This window comes from Mucilaginibacter flavus (assembly GCF_030409315.1).
GTDB classification, from domain to species: domain Bacteria; phylum Bacteroidota; class Bacteroidia; order Sphingobacteriales; family Sphingobacteriaceae; genus Mucilaginibacter; species Mucilaginibacter flavus.
In genome coordinates this window covers 171476-197229 of the sequence record NZ_JAUFPS010000042.1, presented here as the reverse complement: position 1 = coordinate 197229, position 25754 = coordinate 171476, and the positions used below count along the sequence as shown (strand labels likewise).

Below are 25754 nucleotides of genomic sequence, written 5' to 3'. Positions count from 1 at the left end.
ATTAAAGTTTTTTTTAAAGTAATGGTAGAAGGGGCTCTGTCTTGATACTTGATACTTAATACTTGATACTAAAAGGCGGTCTTGATACTTACTACTTGATACTTACTACTAAAAAAATGGATTGGAATAGTAATCTTATTAACAACCTGGCCTGGTCGTCAGAGATCATTAATGCTGCGGGCAAGCAGAAAGTGGCGCAGCAAATTGCCGCTAAGGTAAAGGATGGCGATGTGCTGGGCGTCGGCTCAGGCTCTACCGTGTATATGGCTTTATTGGCTATTGCTGATAGAATTAAGGCCGAGAAGCTGAATGTTTTGGCTATCCCAACCTCGTTAGAAATTTCGATGTTTTGCGCTAAGCTTGGCATTCCGCTTACTACCTTGTTTGAGCACAAACCCGATTGGTTGTTTGATGGTGCCGATGAGGTTGACCCTAACAATAGCCTGATTAAAGGTCGCGGCGGCGCTATGTTTAAAGAAAAACTTTTAATAGCCTCAAGCCCGGTAAATTACATCATTGTGGACGACTCTAAAATAGTGGATAAAATAGGTACTAACTTCCCTATCCCCATTGAAGTGTTTCCGCAAGCTTTATTGCATGTAGAAGCCGAACTGCAAAAATTAGGTGCAAGCAGCATTGTGGTACGCCCGGCAAAAGGCAAAGACGGGCCAATCATCACCGAAAACAACAACATGGTTTTAGATTGCCATTTTAACGATGTGCCACTAAGCATGGAAAAAGATATTAAAGGCATTACCGGTGTTATTGAAAGCGGATTATTTATAGGCTATAACCTGGAGATTTTAGTAGCGTCAAATACTTAGCATTGTTACTTTACCGTAACCAAATGATGATATTTGGCTTACAATAAACAGAATATTAACAAAGAACTTTACAAAACGGATCAAACGAATACATTTGCACAATATCTATTAAGTTAATAGGCATTTTGCTTATTTATGAGTTCAATCCAATAAAAAATATAATTTTTAACCCGACCATTATGGCAACCAACAATGTAAAACAGATACACAGTTTCGGACAAAGTATCTGGCTTGATTTCATCGACCGCGAGATCATGGCATCCGGAAAACTGCAAAAATTAATTGACGAAGATGGCGTTAGAGGCGTAACCTCAAACCCGGCTATCTTTGAAAAAGCGATAACCAGCAGCTCTGATTATGATGCAGATATTAAAGAACTGGCTAAAACCACTTCAGATAATGAAGCTTTATTTTTTGAAGTAGCTGTTAAAGATATCCAGCAGGCAACAGCCCTTTTCAAAGGTATTTACGATGAATCAAACAAAGTTGATGGCTACGTAAGTTTAGAGGTTTCTCCGTTTTTAGCTTTAGATACCGAAGGTACCGCTAAACAAGCCGAAGAACTGTGGAAAAAAGTTGACCGCGAAAACGTAATGATCAAAATCCCTGGTACACAACCAGGCTTAGCCGCTATTCAGCAATCAATCGCGAAAGGCATCAACATTAACGTTACCCTGCTTTTTGGTTTAAAGCGTTACGAAGCTGTTACCGAAGCTTACATTGCCGGTTTAGAAGAGCATTTAGCTGCCGGTCATAAAATTGCGCACATTTCATCTGTAGCCAGCTTCTTCCTGAGCCGTATCGACGTTATTGTTGATCCGTTATTGGAAGCTAAAGGCGCTAAAGAATTGCAAGGCGAAGTTGCTATCGCATCGGCCAAAAAAGCATACGAAATTTACAAAAGAGTATTCAGCACCGAAAGGTGGAAAAAACTGGCAGCAGAAGGCGCGCAGCCACAACGTTTACTTTGGGCAAGTACAGGCAGCAAAAACCCTGCATTTAAAGATACCAAATACGTAGAGGCTTTAATTGGTCCGGATACTGTTGATACCGTTCCTTTAGAAACTGTTGACGCTTTCCGCGATCATGGTATTGCTGCTAATGTTTTAGAAGACGGCTTGGAAGAAGCAACCGCTACTTTAGCTAAACTAAAAGATTTAGGTATTGATCTTGACGCCATCACTCAGCAATTAGAGGATGAAGGCATCGAAAAATTCAACAAACCTTTTGAGAAGCTGTTAGGCGCTATCGAAGATCAAAAAAACAAATAATACTTACACACCTATGGAAGTTGCAGATCTGAAGATCCTCTTTTTTGACGTGGGCGGCATTTTGCTATCCAACGGTTGGGGGCACGAAGCCCGCGAGGAAGCAGCAAAAAGGTTTAACCTTGATTATGCCGAAGTAAACGCCCTGCACAATTTCATTTTCAATGTATATGAAATTGGCAGTATCACGCTTGATGAATACCTGGATACGGTAATTTTTAACCACCCAAGGGATTTTGTGCGCGAAGATTTTAAGGATTTTATTTACTCTACCTCGGTTGAGCTGCCCGATATGCTGCAATGGTTAAAAGAGTGGAAAAAAGACTGTGGCTTCCGTATTATTTCTGTTAATAACGAAGGTAAAGAGCTTAATGATTACCGGGTACGCAAGTTTAAACTGCACGAGTGCTTTGATGCGTTTGTATCATCGTGCGAGGTAAAAATGCGCAAGCCTGATCCGGGCATATGGCAGCTGGCTATGGGTATTGCCCAGGCATCGCCACAACAATGTGTATACTTTGATGATAGGATGATGTTTGTTACCACGGCTCAAAAGCTGGGCATCCGCTCGTTCCAGCATACCAGCTTTGAAACCACCAAAAAAATATTAGAAGACCTTAAAAAAGAAAACCTCAAAACAACATGAGCGCAACAACAGATAAATATGCTTTTGGCATGATAGGCTTAGGCGTTATGGGCCGCAGCTTACTATTAAACATGGCCGATCACGGTTTTGCAGTGGCCGGGCATGATAAAGATGCCGGTAAAGTAGCGTCATTAAATGACGAAGCAGGCGATAGGGCCGCTAAAGGCTTTGGCGATGTTAAAGAATTTATACAAAGCCTTACTACGCCACGTGCTATTATGATGCTGGTACCAGCAGGTAAAATTGTAGACGCCGTAATTGAGGAACTTACTCCGCTATTGGAGAAAGGCGATATTTTAATTGATGGCGGTAACTCGCACTTTACAGATACCAACCGCCGTGTTGACGAATTAGAGGCTATTGGCCTGCATTTCTTTGGCATGGGTGTATCTGGCGGCGAAGAAGGCGCGCGCCGTGGCCCAAGCATGATGCCGGGTGGCGATAAAGAAGCTTATAACGTAATGAAGCCTATCTTCGAAGCTATTGCAGCTAAGGTAGATGGCGCGCCATGCGTAACTTATATTGGCCCTGGTGCATCTGGCCACTTTGTTAAAATGGTGCACAACGGTATCGAGTATGGTTTGATGCAATTACTGGCAGAAACCTACGAGGTAATGAAAAAAGGCCTTAAGATGGACAATGATGCCATGCAAAAGGTATTTGCCCAGTGGAACGAAGGCCGTTTACAATCATTCCTGTTAGATATTACCAAAGATATCTTCGCCTTTAAAGCACCGGGAACAGATCATTTATTATTAGATGATATTAAGGATGAGGCCCGCGCCAAAGGTACCGGTAAATGGACATCGCAAGTGGCTATGGACCTGCAGGCTCCAATTCCTACCGTAGATATTTCGGTATCTATGCGCGATATGTCAAAATACAAACAACTGCGCGAAAAAGCTGCCGCTATTTACGCTACCGAAGAAATTGTTTTTGATGCGGATAAAGAAGAAATACTTGTTGCATTGGAGCAGGCTTTCTACTTCACCATGATTGTTAGTTATGCGCAGGGCATGCAATTGCTTTCAAATGCATCTGCCGAGTATAAATACGATCTGCATTTAGGTGAGATTGCCAAAATATGGAGAGGCGGCTGTATCATCCGCTCAAAATTCCTGAACGACATTTTTAACGCTTACGAAAAAGATGCCGGTTTAGAGCACTTACTATTAGATAGCAATGTTGCTGCCTTGATTGAAGAATCTGTAAAAGGTATCAGAACATTGTTGTCAAAAACCATCGCGGCAGGTATAGCCACACCAGGCTACGCTGCATCACTAAGCTACTTTGACGCTTTCCGCAGTGCAAGGATGCCATCAAACCTTACCCAGGCTCAACGCGACTACTTTGGCGCGCATACTTATGAGCTGATAGGCAAAGAAGGCACTTTCCACACGCAATGGACTAAAGCAGAGTAAGGATTAAAGGAGCAAGGAACAAAGACAAAAGGAACAAGGATTTTTGGAGTAAAGAATAAGGATGGAAAGAATAATGATTTAAGGAAAAAGCTTGCAGGTAATCCTTGCTCTTTTGTCCTTTTATCTTTTGTCCCAAAATCCTTGCTCCCCAAATCTTTGTTCACAAAATAAAATTACAATGAGCACAAGCACTAAATCAGATCCTACTATATTCATCATTTTTGGTGGCACCGGCGATTTAAATTCCCGGAAAATTGCACCAGCCCTTTACAATCTATTTTTAGATGGCTGGATGCCGAAACAATTTTCAATAATTGGAACAGGCCGCACCAAATTAACCGACGAGCAATTCAGGGAAAACCTGCATAAAGATATCAACCAGTTTTCGCGCAGCGGTAAAACCGACGAGAAGAAATGGGCCGAGTTTGTAAACAATATTTACTACCAGGTATCTGACGCTACCGACGCCGAAACTTACAAAGAGTTTGGCAAACGTATTGATAAACACAATGCCGAGTGGAAAACCAAAGCAAACGTATTATTTTACCTTGCCGTGGCGCCAAACTTTTTCCCAATCATCGCGTCGAACATTTCAAAAGCCAAATTGGCCGAAGATAAAAAACGCGTTAGGATCATCATCGAAAAACCATTCGGTCATGACCTGGAAACAGCTAAAGAACTTAACGCGTTATTGAAAAGTATTTTTGACGAGTGCCAGATTTACCGTATTGACCACTACCTTGGTAAAGAAACCGTTCAGAATATTATGGCGTTCCGTTTTGCCAACTCCATTATGGAGCCGCTATGGAACCGTAATTATATTGAGCACGTACAGATTTCTGTCACCGAGCAATTAGGCGTTGAAGAACGTGGCGACTATTACGATGGCAGCGGTGCCATGCGCGATATGATCCAAAATCACCTGTTGCAATTGCTTTGCCACATAGCCATGGAGCCACCGGTTAGCTTTAGCGCCGATGAGGTACGCGACCGTAAGGTTGATGTATTGAAAGCCATGCGCAAATTTACACCCGAGGATGTGCGTAATTCGGCCGTGCGTGGCCAGTACGGCAGCGGCTGGATGAAGGGCAAAGAAGTACCGGGTTACCGCGAAGAACCAAAGGTTAATCCTGAATCAAATACCGAAACTTTTGCAGCTATTAAATTCTTTGTTGATAACTGGCGCTGGCAAGGTGTACCATTCTATTTACGTACCGGTAAAAGAATGCACCAGTCATCATCTGTGATCACCATACAGTTTAAGGATGTACCTCACCAGATATTCCCGGCCGAAGCAACAGAAAGCTGGCAGCAAAACAGGCTCATCATCAGCATACAGCCAGAAATGAGCATCCGTTTACAGGTGCAGGCCAAACGCCCTGGTATTGATATGGTATTAAACGCTGTTGATATGGTGTTTGATTACAAAGGCACCTATACTAACCAGGCCCCCGAAGCTTATGAAACACTGATACTTGATACCATGATGGGCGATCAAACGCTGTTTATGCGTGGCGACCAGGTTGAAGCTGCATGGGAATTGGTTATGCCGATACTAAGCACATGGCAACATAAAAAGAGTTTGAATTTCCCTAACTATTCTGCCGATTCATGGGGACCAGAAGCTGCCGAGGCCTTAATTGCCCGCGACGGTTACAATTGGTTCACATTACCGGTTAACGGGAAGAAGTAGTAATTTTTGGTGCGGGGAGTGAGGTTCCAGGTGCGGGTTTTAAGAAATATTTATCTTACACCGGTACCTCGCCCCCGGCTCCCCGATCCTCAAAAAAAGACATATGAATTTAAATATCTTTAATACTGCCGACGAAACGTTGATGGCGCTGGCAGATTATTTTGTCAAAATAGCCGACGCGTCAATTACAGCCCGTGGTAAATTTACGGTAGCGTTATCAGGCGGCAGCTCGCCCAAAAAATTGTACGAGCTGTTGGCTTCAACAAGCTATGCCGACCAGGTAGACTGGACAAAGGTTTATTTCTTTTTTGGCGATGAGCGCAATGTGCCTCAAACCCATAAGGATAGCAATTACCTGATGGCTAAAACAGCTTTGTTTGATCCATTGTTGATTAGTCCGGCAAACGTATTCGCGGTTGATACCTCATTTGAACCTGCCGAAGCAGCCGAAAAATACTGGCAAATGATCTCTACCTTTTTTGATGAAGAAGAATTGAGTTTCGACCTTGTGTTATTAGGCCTGGGCGATAATTCGCACACGGCATCATTATTCCCGCATACGCCGGTATTACATGATACTACACCGGGTGTAAAAGAAGTATGGTTAGAAGATCAGCAGGTATGGCGCATTACGCTAAATGCACCTTTAATAAACGATGCACGCTACATAGCGTTCCTGGTTTATGGCGAAGGCAAAGCTATTGCTGTACATCACATTTTGGAAGACGACGAAGACATTGAAGAATACCCGGCCCAGCTTATCGACTCAATAGTTGGCGAAACCGAGTGGTTTTTAGATGAACCCGCCGCCGCTAATCTGCAAGAACTGGAATAGCGCATTATCTTTTTAAAAATAAAGGGTCGCAAGCATGAAGTTTGTGGCCCTTTTTGTGTTTAAGTTCCCTGGTAAGCATCAATCCGTTACAAAAAAAACTATACTTAGTGTATTTACTTTTATTAAAATATTGTTCAAAGATTTCAAATAATTCGATATAAACTTCAATAATCGGTTGTGTAAATTATTAATTTTTATTCTTTAGTTATTAAATGAAGTAAAAATCAAATTTGTTTTGATTATGTATGATAAAAGTGCAAACAAAATTCAAAATAGATAGTACACTAATCAATTATTGCAACTATAACGTTTAAGTTTTACGTTTTTGTTCAAATAAATTATCGATAAAACGTTTTAATTGTGCTTAAAAAATTAAATTATTTTAACATTTCGATAATATTGCCATATAAAAAATATAAAAACATCAATTCCCTTTAAAATTTTCCAGCCTTTTTGCTTTAATGATAAAAATTGCATGCTGAATTGTAATGTGTTTGTTACAATGTATATTGTAATTGAACACTATTAACTATTTAACTGATTTACAGCATGAAAAAAAGTTTCCTCAAAAACTTGATGGGAATGCTATTGGCCATATTTTGCCAATACGCCTACGCCCAAAATCGAACAATTACCGGTACGGTAACAAGTAAAGACGACGGTTTACCCATCCCGGGGGTAAGTGTTACCGTAAAAGGAACACACGTCGGCACCCAAACCTCCGGCTCGGGTAAGTTTTCCTTAAGCGTGCCATCCTCGGGCACCACCCTCGTATTTTCTTTTATCGGCTACCTTAAAACCGAAGTGCCCATTGAAGGCAGCGTAGTAAACGTAGCGCTTGCCAATGACTTCAAAGCCCTGAGCGAAGTTGTTGTAACAGGATCAGGTGTGGCGACCAACAAAGCCAAATTGGGTATTTCTGTAGAAGCACTTTCGGGCAAAAGCTTGTCGGCATCGCCCCAGGCCTCTATTGACCAGGGCTTGATAGGGCAGGTTCCCGGCGCGCAGATCTCGTCTGTTGACGGTACTCCCGGTGCAAAAACCAACATTGTATTACGCGGTATCAATACTGTACAAGGCAGTACATCGCCTATGATATTGGTAGATGGTGTTGAATCGCGCACAACGGATATAACACAGCTTGATCCGGCCACGGTTGATCACATCGAGATTGTACAGGGTGCGGCTGCATCAACAATTTATGGTGCGCAAGGAGCCAATGGTGTTATACAGGTTTTTACCAAAAAGGGTAAATTGGGTAAAACACGTATAGAGGTTTCATCAAGTGCAAGCGCGGGTAACTACCTTAATCTTGGCGATGTACACCAGGCAAAACTAAGCAGCTTTAAAACTGATGCCAGCGGCCAGTTCATTGATGCCGATAATAAACCTATAGTAAGAAACCAGGACGGCAGGTACCTTGGCCTCCAATGGGCTTACGGCGCAGATCCTTCGAATGGCGCGCCAACGGCAATGTCAAACCCATTAAACATCGCCCATCAGCAATATGGCACCAACTTAAAATATTATGACCACCTTGCCCAACTGTTTAAAACGGCTTATACCACCAACAACAGTGTAGCACTTTCTGGGGCGAACGAAAAGTCTGATTATGCTTTAACGTTATCAAACAATCATCAACAAAGTAACATCCGCAATAACGGTTATAATGACAGGAGCAATTTAACCGCAAACATTGGTGCCGAATTATTTAAAGGATTCACCATACGGTCAATCACCCAGCTTATTTATACCAAAAACACCATTAACCCCAACTACGGTATAGGTAACGCAGGTGGTATTTTCGATGTGTTAAACGCATCGCCGTACTATGATTTTAATCAAAAAAATGCCGACGGCAGCTACCCGCTTTCATTAAACTCTGGCACGGTGAGTGTAAACGGATCAAACCCTAATTATTACACCCAATGGGCCAGCAGGATAGCCAACCGTGAAGATCTGCTACAAAGTTTCCAGGCCGATTATAAGATCAATAAATTTATATCGTTAAACGCCAAGTACGGCCTTAACTATCAGCATACCGAACAGAATACCATATATAAAAATCAATCGGGTACACTTACCGCAATTGACCTGGGATCATATTATGGAGCTTACGCCGCTAACCCTAACGGCGAGCTTGATAAAGCCACCAACAGTACCACGTTTCAAAACTTTAACGGATCGGCAATTATTAAAACCGATTTTGAAAAAGATTTTCACATCAACGTACCTATTACAACCACTACACTGTTAGGTTATGACTATCGTAAAAATGTAGACAAATATTTTAACACCTATGGTTTAGAGTTGCCGGTTTACGCCATTTACAACTTTAACCAAACAGCCACGCAAGCCGTGTCTTATGACTACACGCAGCCTTTTATTACTTACGGCTTTTATGTAAATCAAAAAATTGATTTTGGCGATTACGCTGGTGTTGCAGGCGGTTTCAGAAGTGATTATTCGTCGGCTTTTGGTGGTGGTTCAAAGCCATTTACTTTCCCCAATGCCAACGGTTACGTCAGGATATCATCATTTGATTTCTGGAAAAATTCAAAATTGGGCGAAGTTGTTCCTGAGTTTAAATTCCGCGGCGGTTATGGCGAGGCCGGAACACAGCCACAACCGTTTGACAGGTATCCAACCATTAACCCGGGCAATATTGGTACGGCACTTACCTTTAACCTGCCTACATCGCTGGCTAACCCTAACTTAAAGGTAGAGGTTTCAAAAGAATATGAAGTTGGTACAGATTTCAGCATCAAAGGATCATCGGGCAACTGGTTCAGCGATATAAGTGTAAGCGGTACCTACTGGAACCGTAAAGCAAATAACGTTATCTATAATATCAATACGCCACCGTCAACCGGTGGTACCCAAATAAAAACCAATGCCATCGGCCTTGCATCGCATGGATTCCAGGCATCGGTTAACCTTAATATTTTAAAAGCTAAAGACTTTAACTGGAGTTTTACAAACAATTTTAGCAAAGCTACCACTATAATCACCAGCACAAGCGGCGCGCCAATTATTTTAAGCACCGCCGCGGGCAGCACCCAGTTAACCTTAGCTGCGGGTCAAAAAATAGGGCAGATATTTGGTAACAAAGCCTTAACAAGTCTTAGCGAAACCAATAGCGCGGGTGTGCCATACATATTGCCGGCAGATTACAGCAAATACACCATTGTAGATGGTCGTGTGGTTAACATTGCTACCAAGGGCATCCAGTTTGCAAGTGAGGCAACCTCATTTGGCGATCCGAACCCTAAATTCAACGCCTCTTTCATCAACAATTTTAACTACAAATCACTTTCGTTCGGCTTTCAGTTTGATTGGGTTTACGGCAGCCATCTTTACAATCAAACCAAAGAATGGCAATACCGTGATGGCATAAGCGGCGACTATGATAAAGCCGTTAACATTGGCGGCACAACCGCGGCTTACACCGCGTATTACCGTAGCGCCTATGCCGATATTATTGGAGCCAGGAACGGAGCCAGGAACGGAACCAAAGATTATTTTTATGAAGGTGCCTCGTTTTTAAGATTAAGGAACATTTACCTTGGGTACGATTTCTCTAAATACATCGGCGGCAAGGTTTTCAAAAAAGCCGTTTTAACCTTTACCGGGCGTAACATCTTAACATTTACTAAATACACAGGCTTTGATCCCGAAACCAGCTCTGGCGCGTCAAACTCGCCATTTGACAGAGGGGTTGATCATGATTCAACACCAAACAGCAAATCATACCAGGTGGGCATAAATCTTGGGTTTTAATTGAATTTAACTAAACAGAAATGAAAAAATATAAATATATAACAGCATCAATACTTTTGGCCGGCAGTATTGTATCATCATCGTGCAAAAAAGAACTGGATGTTAAAAACCCCAATTCGCCAACACTTGAGCAGGCAAAAACCGAAAGCGGCCTTACCTCGCTGGCATCGGGCAGTATTTACATTAACGGCTTTGTGAATGGCGACGGCTGGCTGGGAGATAGCTTTTTCTCGCTTTGCTATGGCTATCATGAATTACTTGCCGATGATGTTTCGGCACAGGCATCAAACCAAAACGTTAACCTTGTTAACGTACCAGACTACGCCATTCTTGACGATGGATCACGCGTTACCAATCCGCAACCTCAAATTGCCAACCTGCGTCTTAACAACACCCGCGATAAGCAAGGTACTAATATGTTTTACTACGAGTGGCAAAGCATGTACGGCTTAAACAACGCGGCAAACCAGATCCTGGCACTTGCAGGCAGTGTGCCGCTATCGGGCGATGCTGCAACCAAACTGGCTACCTACAAAGCCTGGGCTTATTGGTGGAAAGGTTATGCTTATGCCCGGTTAGGTTCCGTTTATTACGCCGGTTTGATTAATGATGTTGTAAGCACCGCAAGCAACACCTACGTTACCAGCGCTGCTTTAATTGCCGAATCAAATAAAAACCTTAACCAGGCAGCAACGCTTTTGAAATCTATCAGCAGTACCGATGCTTACACTACGTTAATGAAATCGTTACTGCCTTCATTTTTCCAGACCGGTAATGCCCAGGTACCAACGCCAGATATGTTTATTCACAGTATAAACACCTTATTGGCGCGCAACCTTTTGGTAAATACCAGAACATCGGCCATGACCGCCGATAACTGGGCCAGCATCCTTACCCTAACTAACGCCGGTATCGCATCATCTGATAATGTATTTGCCGGCTGGACCACCGCAAACAATTATGTGTTTTCGGCAGGTGGCGGCTCGGTAGCAGCTAATACCTCGGGCGATGAAACCGCGAGCAGCTTTACCATTAGCGAAAGACTGGTACAGGATATTAAAGCCGGCGACAAACGCAAAACACAAAACTTTTTGCAGGTGAAGCCTTTTTACAACCAGGTAGGTGGTTTCACCTTCAGTACCCGTTGGAAACTATATGACGCCAAACTTGATTCTGTACCTAATACCGGTGCAATACAAATAGCCAATAAAACCCCCGGTAAACAAGAAGTATACATGGCCGGCAGCTACGAAGAAAACGAGTTAATGAAAGCCGAAGCATTGATTTACACCGGTAAAATTGATTTAGGGTTGGCGAGCATTGATAATGTGCGTACCTACCAGGGAGCTGGTTTGGCCAAAGTATCGGGCACCGGCCTTACTTTAACACAAGCGCTTGAAGAGTTGAGAAAAGAGCGCCGTTTGGCTTTATTATTCAGAGGTACCGCGTTTTATGATGCCCGCCGCTGGGGTGTTATTTACGATATATCAAAAGGCGGTGGTCGTACAAATTGCGTTGTGTTAACCCCTGCGGGCGTTTTAAACACACATGCCACTATTAACTACAATTTCCTTGATTATTGGGATGTACCGGCAGATGAAACGGTATTAAACCCACCGGGAGCAGGCAGCGCCCCGGTAAAAAATCCAAATTGATTTGTTATCGTTCTTTATAAATATCAGTTAATACTGCTAAGGTCGTGCAAACAAATGCACGGCCTTTTATTTTTTAAGATTTGGGGTAGGTTTATATCTCTACCACCCCATCAAAAACCTGCATCGCGGGACCTTCTAAAAAAATATCGGTAAACGCTTTGCCATCGTAGTTAAAGCGGATGTTGAGGTTGCCGCCTAATACTTTAATGGGCGTATCAATGTGGCCAGTTTGCTGGTTGTGGCTGGCCATGGCTAAGGCTACGGCGGTAACTCCTGTACCGCAGGCAAAGGTTTCGTCCTCTACACCGCGTTCAAAAGTGCGTACAAAATAACCTTTATCCATTGGTTCAACAAAGTTTACGTTGATACCTTTTTCGCGGTAAGTGGCGTTATTGCGGATGGCTTTGCCTTCATGAAAAACATCGCGGCTTTCCAGGCCGTCAACCAATTTCACGTAATGCGGCGATCCTGTATTGAGCACGTAGGCGTCCAAATCGGTATTCAATTCGTTTACATCAATCATTTGCAGGCTTACCCAATCGCCCTCGGCAGAAATTTTGGCAATATGCGGACCATCAACCGCCAAAAATTCAGTTTCAGCATCAATCACCCCTAAAAATTTGGCAAAAGCTACAATACAACGACCGCCGTTACCGCACATGCTGCTTGGCTGACCATCGGCATTGTAATACACCATCTCAAAATCAAAACCCTCTTTGTTTTGCAAAAACATAGCGCCGTCGCCACCAATGCCAAATCGGCGGTCGCAAAGGCGCTCAATCAACTTAGGATTATGATGATCAACTATATTTTCGCGGTTATCAACCAATATAAAATCGTTGCCGGCACCCTGGTATTTATAGAAATGTATTTTCACAATGATGTATTTTACTGAACTCCTTCTAAATCTTCTTCTGTTATAAAAGCGCTACTGACCTTCAGATAATTCCGAAATCGAACATCCGAAATCCGACATCAAAATTAGCTCAAATCATTTTAACAAATTTTAACACAATCGGTGATAACTTATCGTTGATTATGTAGTCTATATGGTATTAAATTTGATTTGTTAATTATAAACAAAATAAAGAAAGGCAAATATAAAGATGAAAAAGATTGGTTTAACATTATTAACCGCTTTTGTTGGAGGAGCCATGGCTTTAGGCGCTTACAAGGTTATCGAGAATAAATATTCGGATAACATGAGCTTCGAAGACAAACAAAAAGTTTATTTCACCAGTAACCACCAGGCCCCGGTAGTATCATCAACCGGCGCGCTTGATTTTACTGAAGCCGCGGCGGCTGTTACGCCGGCGGTAGTTTACATTCGTACCACGTACAGCAGCCAGGGCAGCGGCAGCAGCCAGGACCAGTTGCAGCAAATGTTTGGCGATATGTTTGGCCAGCGTGTACGTCCGCAAGGTCCGCAAATGGCATCAGGCTCGGGTGTTATTATTTCAAATGACGGCTATATTGTTACCAACAACCACGTTGTTGAAAAGGCCGACAAAATTACCGTGGCCACTAATGACCACCGCACCTTTGAAGCTAAAGTAATTGGTACCGACCCTAACACCGACCTGGCCCTGATCAAAATCAGCGCTACCGACCTGCCTATCGTAAAATTAGGTAACTCTGACGAGGCCCGTGTTGGCGAATGGGTTTTAGCCGTAGGTAACCCTTTTAACTTAACCTCGACAGTAACCGCAGGGATCATTAGCGCTAAAGGCCGTAACATTGGCATCATTGGCAGCGAAGACAACCAGGACGAGAGCAATCCGTTTGGCCGTACCCGCAACCAGCCGGCAACGCCAAAATTGAACAAGGCTATTGAATCGTTCATTCAAACAGATGCCGCCATAAACCCCGGTAACAGCGGCGGTGCCCTTGTAAACACCAAAGGCGAGCTGATAGGCATCAACGCCGCGATAGCTTCTCATACCGGCTCATATGAAGGCTACGGCTTTGCTATCCCGGTTAACCTGGCCAAAAAAGTACTGAACGATATTAAAAAATTCGGTACCGTTAAACGTGGCTATGTTGGCGTAAGCTTTACCGAGCTTAACCCGGATGTTGCTCAAAAATTAGGCGTTAGCCAAACCACCGGCTTATATGTAAACGAGTTGGTTGATGGCGGCGGTGCGCAAGCTGCGGGTCTGCAAAAAGGTGATATAATTGAAAAGGTAGAAGGTGTACAGGTGTACGAATCATCTGATTTGCAGGAGCACGTAGGTCGTTTGCAACCGGGCGATAAAATTAACCTTACTGTGTTGCGCGATGGTAAAGAAAAAGCTTTCGCGGTAACCCTTAAAGCCGATGCCACCCCTGCAACTAACCGTACCGCGGCGGTGTCAAAATCGGCCGAAGAATTGTTTAACAAACTTGGCGCAAGCTTCCAGCCTTTAACCCAGGCGCAGAAAGCTAAATACCACGTAAACTCCGGCGTATTGGTTACCCAGGTGCGCGAAGGCCGTGTGTTTGATAGCTTCGAAATTCCGGTAGGTTCTATAATCACCAGCATCAATAAATCGCCAATTAACAGTGTGGCCGATATTGACAAAGTGATCACCAACCTGCGTAACGGTAACCTGGTTATATCGGGCTACTACCCTGATGGTACAAACTTTAACAATATGTTCCAGGTGCAGTAAACCCTGATATGCAGATGTGCAGATTTCAGATGTGCAGATGATGTTTAACATAAAAGCCCGGCTGACGCCGGGCTTTTATGCTTTATTTTTTTTATGTAGAGACGCAATATTTTGCGTCTCTAACTATACAGGGCGAATTTGCAGGGCCGGTTTGCATTATTGATTTGCTTAACCGATTTGCACGCGGGAGACGCAAAATATTGCGTCTCTACTGTAACATGTTATTTCGCTCCAAAATCATAAAACTTCCATTGCGTGGTAAAATCGCGGGTGAGGGCCTGGTTGGTGAGGGTGGCGCGAACCATTTCAATAGGCATGGCGTTTTCTTTCATTACGGCATCATGGAATTGCTTGTAGGTCATTTTGCCGCCGTCAACTAATTCACGTTTCAGGCTCATCAATTGCAAGCCTCCGGTGAGGTAAGCCACCTGGTATAGCGGACTATAATCTCCCTTAAACGACCGGCGCACTTCGCCCTCTGCATTGGCCCGTTCGTGGCCAACACGGTCAACCAAAAAGTCGATGCATTGCTGTGGTGTCCAGTTCCCTAAGTGGTAGTTGAGCGAGAAGATGATCCTTGCGCAACGGTGCATACGCCAAAACATCATACCAATGCGCTCCTCGGGCGTTTTGGCAAAACCTTGATCGTACAATAACAACTCCCAATATAACGACCACCCTTCAATCCAAAACGGCGTGTTGAACATATCCCTGTACGGCTTGTAGCGACTGTTCATAAAGTATTGCAGGTTGTGGCCCGGCAATAATTCGTGCTGCACCGTCCCCCGGGAGAAGTACGGGTTATTACCACGCATGCTCATCAACTTATCAGCCTCGTTCATGGTGTTGGTAGGATAGCTGATGATAATTTCCGGTCCGCCTAAAAAGAAGGGGTTAACCAGCTGGCGCTCGGGTGTCATCATGGTCATGCCCCAGGTTTCTTCGGCCAACGGAGGAATGGAAATCAGGTCGCGCGCTTTGATGAAGGAGAGTGCATCGTTATACAATTTCAGGATAGCCTCGGGCTGATGACCGGCGGGAACATAGCTGTTCTTCACTTTTTCCAATGCCTTGTGCCAATCGTTACCAAAGCCCATTTCGTTACTGGCTTTCAGCATCTCTTTATCGCAAAAAGCAAACTCTTTATTGGCTAACGCGATGAGTTCCTGCGGCGAGTAGGGGATCATTTCTGCTTTGAGCTGGCGCACCAGTTCGTCGTTACCTATCGGTACGCCTTTAATGCCGCTGCTATCGGGCTTTTGCGTGGTGCTTACTTTGCCCTTGCTCATGATTTGCCCGGCGTAAGTTGTTAAAGCCGAATCGAGTTTCTGATATGGTTTGGGAGCCCACCAGGTAAAGTTGGGATCGTACCCCATGTAAAAATCAAAGAAGCTTTTAAGCCTGCGCCCTAAACCCAGCGCGGCAGCTTTGCCTTTACGGGCCAGTGGCATATCTAATGATTTAACCGCGACAAAACCAATTTGGGCGGTTTTAACTTCTTTTAAAATATTGTTGAGCTGCAAGGCCACATCCTGTCCATCTACATAAATACCACGGCGACGCTTTTTTTCCAGCTGATAAATTTCATCGGCAAAGGGGAGGTAGCCGGCTATTTTGCTGTACTCATCGGCATCAAGCTTAATAGCGCCCAGGTCATACACTATTTGTTTTTTTAGCAAGGTATAATCTACCTTGCCATAAATGCTCATGCTGTCAAAATCGGTTTGCTTAAGCTTTTCGAGGTAGCCGTTGGCAATTTCGGTAAGCCGGGTGCTTTCTTCGGGCGATACCTGAGTCGACTGGTCGTTATAGCCGTCAATAGCCGTATAGGGCGAATAAAAATCGCGAATGGCGTTCATATCCCTGCCGTATTGAATTACCAGGCCCGATACTTCGCTGGCCTGCTCATACAAGGCCGCCTTTTGCTGCGCGGTTTGGGCAATGGCTTTGGGCGGCATTAACATCGCCAAGGCCACAGCTGTAAAAGTTAGCGGCTTTATAAAAATTTTTAAATTAGGATGAGGTATTTTTAGATACATGCGATATGGATTGAAATACAATAAAAACACGATGGGTTATCGAATCTCAAGATACGCAATATCCATTTATACCCCTCAACCTGCGATTAGCCAATTGTGGTCGAATTTTATCTTAAAGTCCCTTGTTCGTAGTTGGTATTAAGAGCGGGGGTGCCCGGGCTGATTTGTCTTTAGCGTTCCACCGGAACGGGTGGAACACGCGGAACACTTTGGAACGCATTAATTCTGATAATCAGGAAGTTATCGTTTTGTCAAAAAGAAACCAATGGAACATTTTATCGCTTGAATATCAATAACTTAGACAATATTTTACAGGGTTATTCATTTAAAGTGTAGACTTTTTTCAGGATGAGTTATCCCTACTAAGCAATAATAATTATATGGCATCTTGATGCTTGAATCAACATTGTTCATAATATTTGTAAATGAACCAACCCGAACCTGAAAGCCATGTGATCAATGACTTTACCGACAGCACGATCATAAAACCCGCCTACCCTAATGGCAAATCTATTTTCAGGCTGTTTTTTGTAATTATTTTTTATAATATCATCGGATCTATCGCCATACTCATTTTGCTTTCTGCAGCCAAGGGGCTGGAGTGGCAATCTCCTTTACTAACCTCCTTTTTTAACTTGCTGGCATATCTTTTTAGCTTTTTGTTTATCATAAAATACGCTATCAAAAAAAGCAAAATGCAGGAAGGAAATTCCTTCAGTATTAGCTTTAGCAAAGTGCCGGCCTGGCTTTTCCCTGTAGTAATCATCAGCACAATGGCTTTTGTAGTTGGTTCAGAGCGAATTTCGCATATACTGCCTATGCCGCCTTCTGTAGAAAAGCTTTTTGAAAAAGTGTTATCAAAGGATGTATTGTCAATCATTACCATAACTGTGGTAGCCCCCATTATAGAAGAGCTCCTGTGCCGCGGAATTGTTTTAAGGGGGCTGTTAAAAAACTATACTCCCAATAAAGCAATCTTAATCTCCGCTCTCTTTTTCGCGCTTATACATCTTAACCCCTGGCAAGCTCTACCTGCCTTTTTTATTGGCTTGTTTTTGGGATGGGTATTTTACAAAACAAAATCGGTTTTACCGGGCATTATCATCCATGCCACAAACAACAGTATAGCGATGCTATTTCTATTTTTCCCAAAAAACAGGCAGGATCTTTTGATTATTTTAGGAGTGCCCTATTATATTGCGCTATGCGTTTGCGCGGCAATTGTGTTTACGGGCGGATGTTGGATTATTAACAGAAAGGCTGCTTCCATCGAGGTGGAACTATAGGACATAAAACCTACTTGTTGCACACTTTGCATGCAGGCTACAAGCGAGACGTTTGTGGCAGCGACGAAAGATTGAATAGCAAACAATGATGTTGAAGAACCCAGGCTTCCGAAGTTTTAAAAACTTCGGAAGCCTTTCGCTGAAAATGTTATCCTATTATCTTTTGTCTCAAAGTCAACTCGTCCCAAATTCAGCCAGTCCGCTACTTCCGCTCCCCTGTCATTTTCGATGCTATTTGAAGTGCTTTATAAGCATTTACAATACCGCCGGTTTTGCTTAGGGTTGTAAAGTCAACTTTCTCGGTTTTGCTGCCGGGCTTATAAACCATGGTGCCGTTTAGTGGCGTTGCCGATTGCAGGATAGCTTGTTTTAATTGTTTCGCGCTCAAGGTTGGATAGTATTCCAAAATTAAAGCCGCTACCCCAGCTGTTATTGGTGCAGAAAAGCTGGTGCCATCTTCTGTATTAAATTCGGCATCGGTATCAATGGTGGTTACCTTAACGCCGGGCGCGAAAACATCTACATTCTTTTTGCCATAATTACTAAAATCGCCGGCAAGGTGATCGCCCAATTTAGCACTTGAAGCACCTACGTTGATCAGGTTATCGGCATCGGTTGATGAGCCGTCAAGGAAGGTGTCATTAGGGAAATCGGGCTCTTTATCCATGTCAGCGTTGTCATTACCCGCGGCCAATACCAATAATACATCTTTTGCCGCCGCGTATTTAAAAGCCTCGTCAACCCATTCTTTATGGGGCGATAGCTTTTTGCCAAAGCTCATGTTGATGATTTTGGCACCATTGTCAACCGCGTAATGAATGGCGTTGGCAACGTCTTTATCGTATTCGTCGCCATTGGGTACTGTTTTAACAGCCATGATGCGCACATTATCAGCCACGCCATTGATGCCGTAGTTATTGCCGCGCACGGCACCTATAAGCCCCGCTACACCTGTACCATGCGATGCATCGGCAAATTTTAATAGGTTGTTGCCATAGGGTATATGGTCCATGCTATCTACGTTATCGCCCACAATGCGCTTACGCGATTCCAGGTCTGGCGATAGGTCATTATTCAATTTTTCAAGGTATTCGCTCAGGTCTTTAATAATGGCGGCGTTAGTTTTGTTGCCACCCTCCTGCGAAAATATGGTTGCCCATACATATTTGCTTTGACTCAAAGTATCATTGGTGGTGGTTATTTTTACCAGGTCGGTTTCTTTGAAAGTGCCTCCGGCATCAAGCTTAAGGGCTTTTTTAATGTAGCCGCTGGTGGCCATCAAGGCATTCATGATGGGCTGTAATTGCTCGGTTTCTGTACGGGCTTTATTGATGGTGGTATCGTAAACCGTTTTAACCCGTTGCCAGTAAGCAAAGGCTTTTTTATCCGGAGCGGTAGCTTCGGTTAGCGAGTTGTATTTATCTTTTAATTTATTGTATTCGCGTACCTCTTCGGTGGTTTGGTTAAAATCGGCCTTGCCGCCTTTGCCACCTAAAAAGTTCCAGCCATGTACATCGTCAATATAGCCGTTATGATCATCGTCTATACCGTTGCCGGGTATCTCTTTGGTATTTACCCATAAAATGCTCTTCAAATCTTTCTGCAGGGTGTCAATACCGCTATCGAGCGTGGCCACAACCACGGTTTTGCTTTGTTTGCCTTTTAAAAACAGGTAAGCCTGTTTGGCGCTAATGCCAAAATAGCCGGTTTCCTTCAGGTCCATTAACTGCCAATGCTTTGGTGGTTCGGCTTCGGGTTTAGCCATTGATATGGCATCGGCCGGCGCGTTGGGTTGTGGATTTGTTTGGGCCGATACAGAAAAGCTAACACTTAATGAAGCAAAAAGAACGGTAGAGACTAAAGAACGAAAATTGAACATGTACAAGTATTAGAAAATAAAAAATATTAGAGGTCAAATTTGATCCCCTGGGCTAAAGGCAACGTTTTTGAATAATTAATAGTATTGGTTTGCCTTCTCATGTAAACTTTCCATGCATCAGAGCCAGATTCGCGGCCCCCGCCGGTTTCTTTTTCACCGCCAAAGGCCCCGCCAATTTCGGCTCCCGATGTACCAATGTTTACGTTGGCAATTCCACAATCAGAACCAGCGTAGGATAGAAATTGTTCTGCCTCGCGTAAATTATTAGTCATGATGGCCGATGAGAGGCCCTGTGGCACACCATTTTGCAGGTCGATAGCCTCTTCAATGGTTGAATATTTGATTAAATACAGTATTGGTGCAAAGGTTTCGTGCTGCACTATCTGGTAATGATTCTCCACCTCGGCAATACATGGTTTTACATAACAGCCGGATGCGTAGGCATCGCCTTCAAGTTTGCCGCCTTCAACAACAAATTTGCCACCTTCGGCTTTGCATTTTTCAATCGAATCTAAGTAAAGGGCTACCGCGTCCTGGTCAATCAGCGGGCCCATGTGGTTATGCTCATCCAGAGGATTGCCAATACGGATCTGCCCATAAGCGTTAACCAGTTTTTGTTTAAATGCCTCGTAAACGCTATCGTGGATGATAAGCCTGCGGGTACTGGTGCAACGTTGCCCGGCGGTACCAACCGCTCCAAATACCGCGCCGATAAGCGACATGTCCAGGTCGGCATTTTCGCTGATGATGATGGCGTTATTGCCGCCAAGCTCTAACAGGCTGGTGCCCAACCTTGCGCCAACAGCGGCGCTTACCGCTTTACCCATGCGGGTTGAGCCGGTGGCCGATACTAACGGGATGCGGGTATCATTGGCCATTAACTCGCCAATTACGCGATCGCCAATTACCAGGCTTAAAACGCCTTCTTCAATATTGTTTTTTGCCAAAACCTGCTGCGCGATATGCAGGCAGGCAATAGCGGTTAATGGTGTTTTTTCTGAGGGTTTCCAGATGCTTACATCGCCGCAAACCATGGCCAGTAATGAGTTCCAGCTCCAAACGGCTACGGGGAAGTTAAATGCCGAAATAATGCAAACAATACCCAACGGGTGGTACTGCTCATACATGCGGTGGTTGGGGCGTTCGCTGTGCATGGTTAAACCGTACAGCTGGCGGCTTAGGCCAACAGCAAAATCGGCAATATCAATCATTTCCTGCACTTCGCCCAGGCCCTCTTGCAGGCTTTTGCCCATTTCGTAGGATACCAAAGTGCCCAGGTCCTGTTTATTAGCGCGTAAAGCATCGCCAATTTGCCTTACTATCTCGCCGCGTTTTGGTGCCGGCACCTGTCGCCAGGTTTTAAATGCCTTGGCAGCAGTAGTAACTACCTGGTTATAATCGGCTTCGGAGGCAAACCTTACCGAAGCTATTTTTTGACCGTCAACCGGCGATATGATGTCTTTTACGGTAGCACCAGCGCTACTGCCCCAGGTGCCGCCTGTACTAAAAGCGTCATTTACATCGTTTATATGTAAACGTTTTAGAATAGCCGAAATATCCAAGCTCATAATTGTTACTTTTGCCAAAGGTAAAAATCTTTGAGGCAATATTTGAAATTGCGGGGTTTTAATGATTGCTGTTAATTATCAATCATTTGTAATTAACAGTTGTTAACAATGTGCGAATGTTGAAAACTAAATTCTATTTAGGTTGGTTACTTGTTGTAATTTAAACTCAATAAGTCTTTACAAAGCAATTACATTGTTAACCTAAAGCGGATGTTCTGCAAACAAAATTGAATGGAAGAAGAATTTGAATTTGGTTTTACTGAAGATCCCAAATTTTCGGTAGAGCGGTACGAGGAAATGATTCGAAATCACGACCAGTACTTTTTTGATGCCCAGGCGTTTGAGAACATTATCGACTATTACATAGAGAAAAATGATCCGTCGAAGGCACTACAGGTTGCAGAGTATGCGCGTAATCAGCACCCATTTGCAGCGGTATTTTTAATTAAGCAGGCCCAGTTACTGGTAGTAGGTAATAAAGTGCCCGAGGCTTTTGCCGCGCTTGAAAAGGCTGCCATGCTCGAAGCATCAGATGCTGATATCTACATTATTCGCGGTAATATGTACGAGAGCATGGAGCGTTTTAGCGAGGCCCTTGAAAACTATGAGAAAGCCCTTGAGCTGGCCGAAGAAACCGACGAAATCCTGTTACACATTGCCTACGTTTACCAAAACATGGGCGATTATGATACCGCCGTTAGTTACCTTAAGCTTTGCCTTAAGCAAAATATGGAAAACCAGGATGCCCTTTACGAGTTAGCTTTTTGCTACGATGTAATGGACAACCAGCAAGAAAGCGTTCAGTTTTATCAGCAATATATTGATAACGAGCCTTACAGTTATGCCGCATGGTATAACCTGGGCAACGCCTACACCAAACTCAGCTTATTTGAAAAGGCTATTGATGCTTATGATTATGCCATCCTGATTAAGGATAGCTTTGCATCGGCTTACTTTAACAAGGGTAACGCCTTGGTTAACCTGGAAAAATATGCCGAGGCTATTGAGGTTTACCGCCATACGTTTGAGTATGAGCAACCCAATGCCGATACGTATTGTGCCATTGGCGAATGCTACGAAAAGCTGGAGCAAATGGACGATGCCCGAGCGTTTTACAAAAAATCGGTTAAAATGGACCCTAAATTGGCCGACGCCTGGTTTGGGATTGGAGTTACCCTTGATTTTGAAGAACGCTATTTTGAGGCCCTGCATTTTTACAAAAAAGCGCTTGATTTGGATATTGCCAATGCCGACTACTGGTTTGCCATTGCCGATGCCGAATATAAACTGGGCCACATGGACGAAGCCGAGCAGGCTTATGAAAAGGTTGTGGAGCTAAACCCGCTTGATATTGATGCCTGGTTAGATTATTCGTCTATTTTGTATGAGCAGCAAAGGCTGGGCGGTGCCATCGAAATTATTTCGCAGGCAATAAAAAACAACCCTGAAGCAGCCGAGCTGTATTACCGCATGGTGGCCTACCTTTTTGCCAAAGGCGAGTACAATGAAGCACTAAGCCAGCTGGAAATGGCCCTCACCAGCGACCCGGATAAGCACTATATTTTATTTGATTACTTGCCACAGCTGCAAACCAACAAAGTGATAGTTGATATTATCAACAGGTATACGAAGTAGATTGGTAGATATGCAGATTTTAGATGTGCAGATGATTGATTGAATGATTTGCCTACCTGCTATAAATGAAAAGGGATGATGATTTGCCAATTAAATCATCATCCCTTTTTTCATTTGCATATCTGCACATCTGAAATTTGCACATCAAAACATCACTTCTTAGTTTTAATCATCACCACGCCGTTAATACCTTTATCACCGTAAAGTGCAGTAGCTGATTTGTCTTTTAACACGCTGATGCTTTCTATGGTGTTTACGTCGATGCCTTTCATTTTATCTTCACCAATTTCTTTGCCATTAAGTACATATAGCGGCTGGGCAACTTTACCGTTTTTCCCGGTTAATAATAATCCACTATACTCTGCTTTGCCTGCTATGTGCCCTTTCAAAGTGTCTCTGGTGCTTTCGGCGCCGGCATATGATGGTTTATTATCTAGTGGAGGTGCTTGTACCGCCCCGGTTTTGTTGGCTGGTTTGTTATCATCGGCCAGGGTAAAACTAATAGGAACAGCATATTGAACTCTTACCGTTTTTCCTTTTTGTGTGCCGGGCTTCCATTTAGGTGATAATGCTAATACCCTAAGCGCTTCGGCATCAATATCAGCGCTTACACCTCGTACTACCTTAATATCCGACAGGCTTCCATCTTTTTCGACAATGAAAGTAACTATTACCCTGCCTTGTATTCCTTTTTCGCGGGCGTTTTTAGGATACCGGACTTTTGAACCCAGGAATTTTCCAAATGCCTCAACGCCTCCGGGAAATTCGGGTAAATGTTCTACGGATGAAAAAACGCCTGCTTGTGAAGCGGGTACTTCTTTAACAACCGGCGGCGGATCGCCCTGTCCCTCTCCAATAGCTGCCTTATTGTTGCTATCCTCTAACCTAAACCTTATTGGCACCGAATATTGGGTACGTACCTTATGATTATTTTGAATCCCGGGTTTCCATGTTGGCGATAGCTTTAATACCCGTATGGCTTCGGCATCAATATCGGGGTTTACGCCGCGGCTTGTATGGATGTTTGACAGGTTACCATCTTTTTCCACAATAAAAGTACAGATCACGGTGCCCTGAACTTTTTGCTCCCTGGCCTTTGATGGATATTTAATTTTTGATGCTAAAAAATGCCCAAAGGCTTCAACTCCCCCCGGAAATTCGGGCAAAGTTTCTACCGACGAGAAAACTTTATTGTCGGTAGTATCTGCTTCGTTTCTAACTTCGGTGGTATCTGTAACTACGGATGCTGCATCATCAATCACCTTGGCTAATGACACCTGGTTTGCAGGCGTAATGAAAATTTCCTGCGCTTTGTTGTTAATAGTGGTTACGGTTTTACTGTTGTTGATGGTGGCCGATGATAAAACCAGCATCAATATAAACAGCGGGGCAGACAGGCCGTATTTAATTAGCCTGATACGCTGCGATTTGTTTTTTTGCAACATCATAATTCGTTTTTTTAATAAAGTGTGATTAAAAAACGGGTTTACCAATTGATGCGCGGGCGCGTTAAAGGTTTGGTTTAACAACAACAAAGCATAATCGGCCTTGCTGGTGCCTGCCTGTACGGCCTGCCTATCGGCAATAAACTCGTGAATGTGTTTAATAGCAAAGCGATAAAAGTAAACCACCGGGTTAAACCAGTTAATGATCATCACCATTTCAATCAGCAGCACATCGGCCGAATGCCATTGTTGGGCATGTACCTGTTCGTGCGCCTCGATAATAGCGTTATCGGGGTTGCTTTCATCAAGCTTTACGGTTTTAAAAAATGAATACGGCACATTGGTTTTGGGCATGCTCAATACCTTTTTTAGTTTAAAAAGCTGCCAGGTAAGTTTTGCCGATAATACCACAATACCGCATAAATAAAGCAGGGCAAACAACTCGCCTAATTTGAAATGGCTTTCGGCAATAGGTTTAAACTGGTACTCTATCGCCGGGATGTTGTAAATGGTATACTTTACCTGTTGAGTAATAAACAGGTTTTGAACCCAATCGGCCTGTATTACCGGGATAAAAAACGACAACAGCGCCGCCGTTACCAGGTAAATCCTGTTAAGCTGAAAAAAAGTTTCGCGCTGTAACAGCAAAGCGTAGAAGGCATAAAACAACACCAGGTAAATATTTACCAGTAATAAATATTGCCACCAAATCATAACTACTTGTCTTTAAGTTTTTCAATCAGTTTCATGATCTCATCGGCCTCCTTCAGGTCGATCTTTTCTTTCTTCACAAAAAAGGAAAGCATGCGGTTAACCGAATTATCAAAATAGCCGCTCAATAACTTGTCCGAAGCAAAATCCTGGTACTGGTCTTTACTTACTATGGGATGATACTGGTGGCTTTTTCCAAATGCTGTGTGGCCAACAAAGCCTTTGGTTTCCAGGATGCGGATAATGGTTGATACGGTATTATAAGCTGGCTTTGGCTCTGGTAACTGATCAATGATATCTTTTACATACGCTTTTTCCAGCTGCCATAATACCTGCATTAACTGTTCTTCGGCCCGGGTTAACTCTTTAATTTCCATGTGCTTTAATAATAAAAATTGCCTTTGCTTATTTAAAATGG

Annotated in this window: 17 protein-coding genes; 11 read left to right on the top strand and 6 right to left on the bottom strand. The window is 43.5% G+C overall.

The annotated features are described in order from the left end of the window. Positions 1-116 precede the first annotated feature (116 nt). The 8 genes from rpiA (at position 117) to QWZ17_RS22085 (ending at position 12122) form a co-directional block, all read left to right on the top strand. Positions 117-824, top strand: coding sequence for a ribose 5-phosphate isomerase A (gene rpiA, locus QWZ17_RS22120; RefSeq protein WP_290307497.1), 708 nt, complete (start codon positions 117-119; stop codon positions 822-824). 179 nt (positions 825-1003) lie between these two features. Next, positions 1004-2095, top strand: coding sequence for a transaldolase (gene tal / locus QWZ17_RS22115; RefSeq protein WP_290307496.1), 1092 nt, complete (start codon positions 1004-1006; stop codon positions 2093-2095). A 13-nt stretch (positions 2096-2108) separates the two neighbouring features. Then, the gene (locus tag QWZ17_RS22110; protein ID WP_290307495.1) at positions 2109-2738 is read left to right on the top strand and encodes an HAD family hydrolase; all 630 of its coding nucleotides are present in this window, start codon (positions 2109-2111) and stop codon (positions 2736-2738) included. Beyond that, complete coding sequence (gene gnd / locus QWZ17_RS22105; RefSeq protein ID WP_290307494.1) at positions 2735-4159, top strand: NADP-dependent phosphogluconate dehydrogenase; 1425 nt, start codon at positions 2735-2737, stop codon at positions 4157-4159. The genes QWZ17_RS22110 and gnd overlap by 4 nt, the downstream gene beginning before the upstream one ends. Before the next feature lie 178 nt (positions 4160-4337). Continuing rightward, positions 4338-5852, top strand: a complete 1515-nt coding sequence (gene zwf, locus QWZ17_RS22100) for a glucose-6-phosphate dehydrogenase (protein ID WP_290307493.1) — start codon at positions 4338-4340, stop codon at positions 5850-5852. A 103-nt stretch (positions 5853-5955) separates the two neighbouring features. Next, entirely contained in the window at positions 5956-6687 is a 732-nt protein-coding gene (pgl, locus tag QWZ17_RS22095) for a 6-phosphogluconolactonase (protein ID WP_290307492.1), read from the top strand. Positions 6688-7236: 549 nt separating this feature from the next. Continuing rightward, complete coding sequence (locus tag QWZ17_RS22090) at positions 7237-10467, top strand: SusC/RagA family TonB-linked outer membrane protein (RefSeq protein ID WP_290307491.1); 3231 nt, start codon at positions 7237-7239, stop codon at positions 10465-10467. Between the two features lie 20 nt (positions 10468-10487). After that, positions 10488-12122 carry a RagB/SusD family nutrient uptake outer membrane protein gene (locus tag QWZ17_RS22085; RefSeq protein ID WP_290307490.1) on the top strand — a complete coding sequence of 545 codons (1635 nt, stop codon included), beginning with the start codon at positions 10488-10490 and terminating at the stop codon, positions 12120-12122. Positions 12123-12213: 91 nt separating this feature from the next. Here QWZ17_RS22085 and dapF read toward each other — a convergent pair whose 3' ends face one another. Further along, positions 12214-12999 carry a diaminopimelate epimerase gene (gene dapF / locus QWZ17_RS22080; RefSeq protein ID WP_290307489.1) on the bottom strand — a complete coding sequence of 262 codons (786 nt, stop codon included), beginning with the start codon at positions 12997-12999 and terminating at the stop codon, positions 12214-12216. A gap of 229 nt (positions 13000-13228) precedes the next feature. Here dapF and QWZ17_RS22075 point away from each other — a divergent pair, with 229 nt between their 5' ends. Then, positions 13229-14773 carry a Do family serine endopeptidase gene (locus tag QWZ17_RS22075; RefSeq protein WP_290307488.1) on the top strand — a complete coding sequence of 515 codons (1545 nt, stop codon included), beginning with the start codon at positions 13229-13231 and terminating at the stop codon, positions 14771-14773. A gap of 221 nt (positions 14774-14994) precedes the next feature. Here QWZ17_RS22075 and QWZ17_RS22070 read toward each other — a convergent pair whose 3' ends face one another. After that, positions 14995-16812, bottom strand: a complete 1818-nt coding sequence (locus QWZ17_RS22070) for a DUF885 family protein (RefSeq protein WP_290307487.1) — start codon at positions 16810-16812, stop codon at positions 14995-14997. Positions 16813-17237: 425 nt separating this feature from the next. On the opposite strand from QWZ17_RS22070, the gene QWZ17_RS22065 reads away from it, so the two are divergent. Further along, positions 17238-18098, top strand: coding sequence for a CPBP family intramembrane glutamic endopeptidase (locus QWZ17_RS22065; RefSeq protein WP_290307486.1), 861 nt, complete (start codon positions 17238-17240; stop codon positions 18096-18098). 202 nt (positions 18099-18300) lie between these two features. Here QWZ17_RS22065 and QWZ17_RS22060 read toward each other — a convergent pair whose 3' ends face one another. Next, positions 18301-19977: a S8 family serine peptidase gene (locus tag QWZ17_RS22060; RefSeq protein WP_290307485.1), complete on the bottom strand. Its 1677-nt coding sequence runs from the start codon at positions 19975-19977 to the stop codon at positions 18301-18303. A gap of 26 nt (positions 19978-20003) precedes the next feature. Continuing rightward, positions 20004-21545 (bottom strand): L-piperidine-6-carboxylate dehydrogenase, encoded by a 1542-nt coding sequence (gene amaB, locus QWZ17_RS22055; protein ID WP_290307484.1) that lies wholly within the window; start codon positions 21543-21545, stop codon positions 20004-20006. 231 nt (positions 21546-21776) lie between these two features. Here amaB and QWZ17_RS22050 point away from each other — a divergent pair, with 231 nt between their 5' ends. Continuing rightward, positions 21777-23180 (top strand): tetratricopeptide repeat protein, encoded by a 1404-nt coding sequence (locus QWZ17_RS22050; protein WP_290307483.1) that lies wholly within the window; start codon positions 21777-21779, stop codon positions 23178-23180. 152 nt (positions 23181-23332) lie between these two features. Here QWZ17_RS22050 and QWZ17_RS22045 read toward each other — a convergent pair whose 3' ends face one another. Further along, positions 23333-25339 carry a M56 family metallopeptidase gene (locus tag QWZ17_RS22045; RefSeq protein ID WP_290307482.1) on the bottom strand — a complete coding sequence of 669 codons (2007 nt, stop codon included), beginning with the start codon at positions 25337-25339 and terminating at the stop codon, positions 23333-23335. 2 nt (positions 25340-25341) lie between these two features. Beyond that, complete coding sequence (locus tag QWZ17_RS22040; RefSeq protein ID WP_290307481.1) at positions 25342-25713, bottom strand: BlaI/MecI/CopY family transcriptional regulator; 372 nt, start codon at positions 25711-25713, stop codon at positions 25342-25344. Positions 25714-25754 lie beyond the last annotated feature (41 nt).

What these genes read in the sequence shown, in the direction of transcription:
- QWZ17_RS22050 (WP_290307483.1), top strand. Translation starts at nt 21,777, where the DNA reads ATGGAAGAAGAATTTGAATTTGGTTTTACTGAAGATCCCAAATTTTCG.
- pgl (WP_290307492.1), top strand. Translation starts at nt 5,956, where the DNA reads ATGAATTTAAATATCTTTAATACTGCCGACGAAACGTTGATGGCGCTG.
- QWZ17_RS22045 (WP_290307482.1), bottom strand. Translation starts at nt 25,339, where the DNA reads ATGATTTGGTGGCAATATTTATTACTGGTAAATATTTACCTGGTGTTG.
- QWZ17_RS22065 (WP_290307486.1), top strand. Translation starts at nt 17,238, where the DNA reads ATGAACCAACCCGAACCTGAAAGCCATGTGATCAATGACTTTACCGAC.
- amaB (WP_290307484.1), bottom strand. Translation starts at nt 21,545, where the DNA reads ATGAGCTTGGATATTTCGGCTATTCTAAAACGTTTACATATAAACGAT.
- QWZ17_RS22090 (WP_290307491.1), top strand. Translation starts at nt 7,237, where the DNA reads ATGAAAAAAAGTTTCCTCAAAAACTTGATGGGAATGCTATTGGCCATA.
- QWZ17_RS22075 (WP_290307488.1), top strand. Translation starts at nt 13,229, where the DNA reads ATGAAAAAGATTGGTTTAACATTATTAACCGCTTTTGTTGGAGGAGCC.
- QWZ17_RS22040 (WP_290307481.1), bottom strand. Translation starts at nt 25,713, where the DNA reads ATGGAAATTAAAGAGTTAACCCGGGCCGAAGAACAGTTAATGCAGGTA.
- QWZ17_RS22060 (WP_290307485.1), bottom strand. Translation starts at nt 19,977, where the DNA reads ATGTTCAATTTTCGTTCTTTAGTCTCTACCGTTCTTTTTGCTTCATTA.
- zwf (WP_290307493.1), top strand. Translation starts at nt 4,338, where the DNA reads ATGAGCACAAGCACTAAATCAGATCCTACTATATTCATCATTTTTGGT.
- QWZ17_RS22085 (WP_290307490.1), top strand. Translation starts at nt 10,488, where the DNA reads ATGAAAAAATATAAATATATAACAGCATCAATACTTTTGGCCGGCAGT.
- QWZ17_RS22110 (WP_290307495.1), top strand. Translation starts at nt 2,109, where the DNA reads ATGGAAGTTGCAGATCTGAAGATCCTCTTTTTTGACGTGGGCGGCATT.
- tal (WP_290307496.1), top strand. Translation starts at nt 1,004, where the DNA reads ATGGCAACCAACAATGTAAAACAGATACACAGTTTCGGACAAAGTATC.
- rpiA (WP_290307497.1), top strand. Translation starts at nt 117, where the DNA reads ATGGATTGGAATAGTAATCTTATTAACAACCTGGCCTGGTCGTCAGAG.
- QWZ17_RS22070 (WP_290307487.1), bottom strand. Translation starts at nt 16,812, where the DNA reads ATGTATCTAAAAATACCTCATCCTAATTTAAAAATTTTTATAAAGCCG.
- gnd (WP_290307494.1), top strand. Translation starts at nt 2,735, where the DNA reads ATGAGCGCAACAACAGATAAATATGCTTTTGGCATGATAGGCTTAGGC.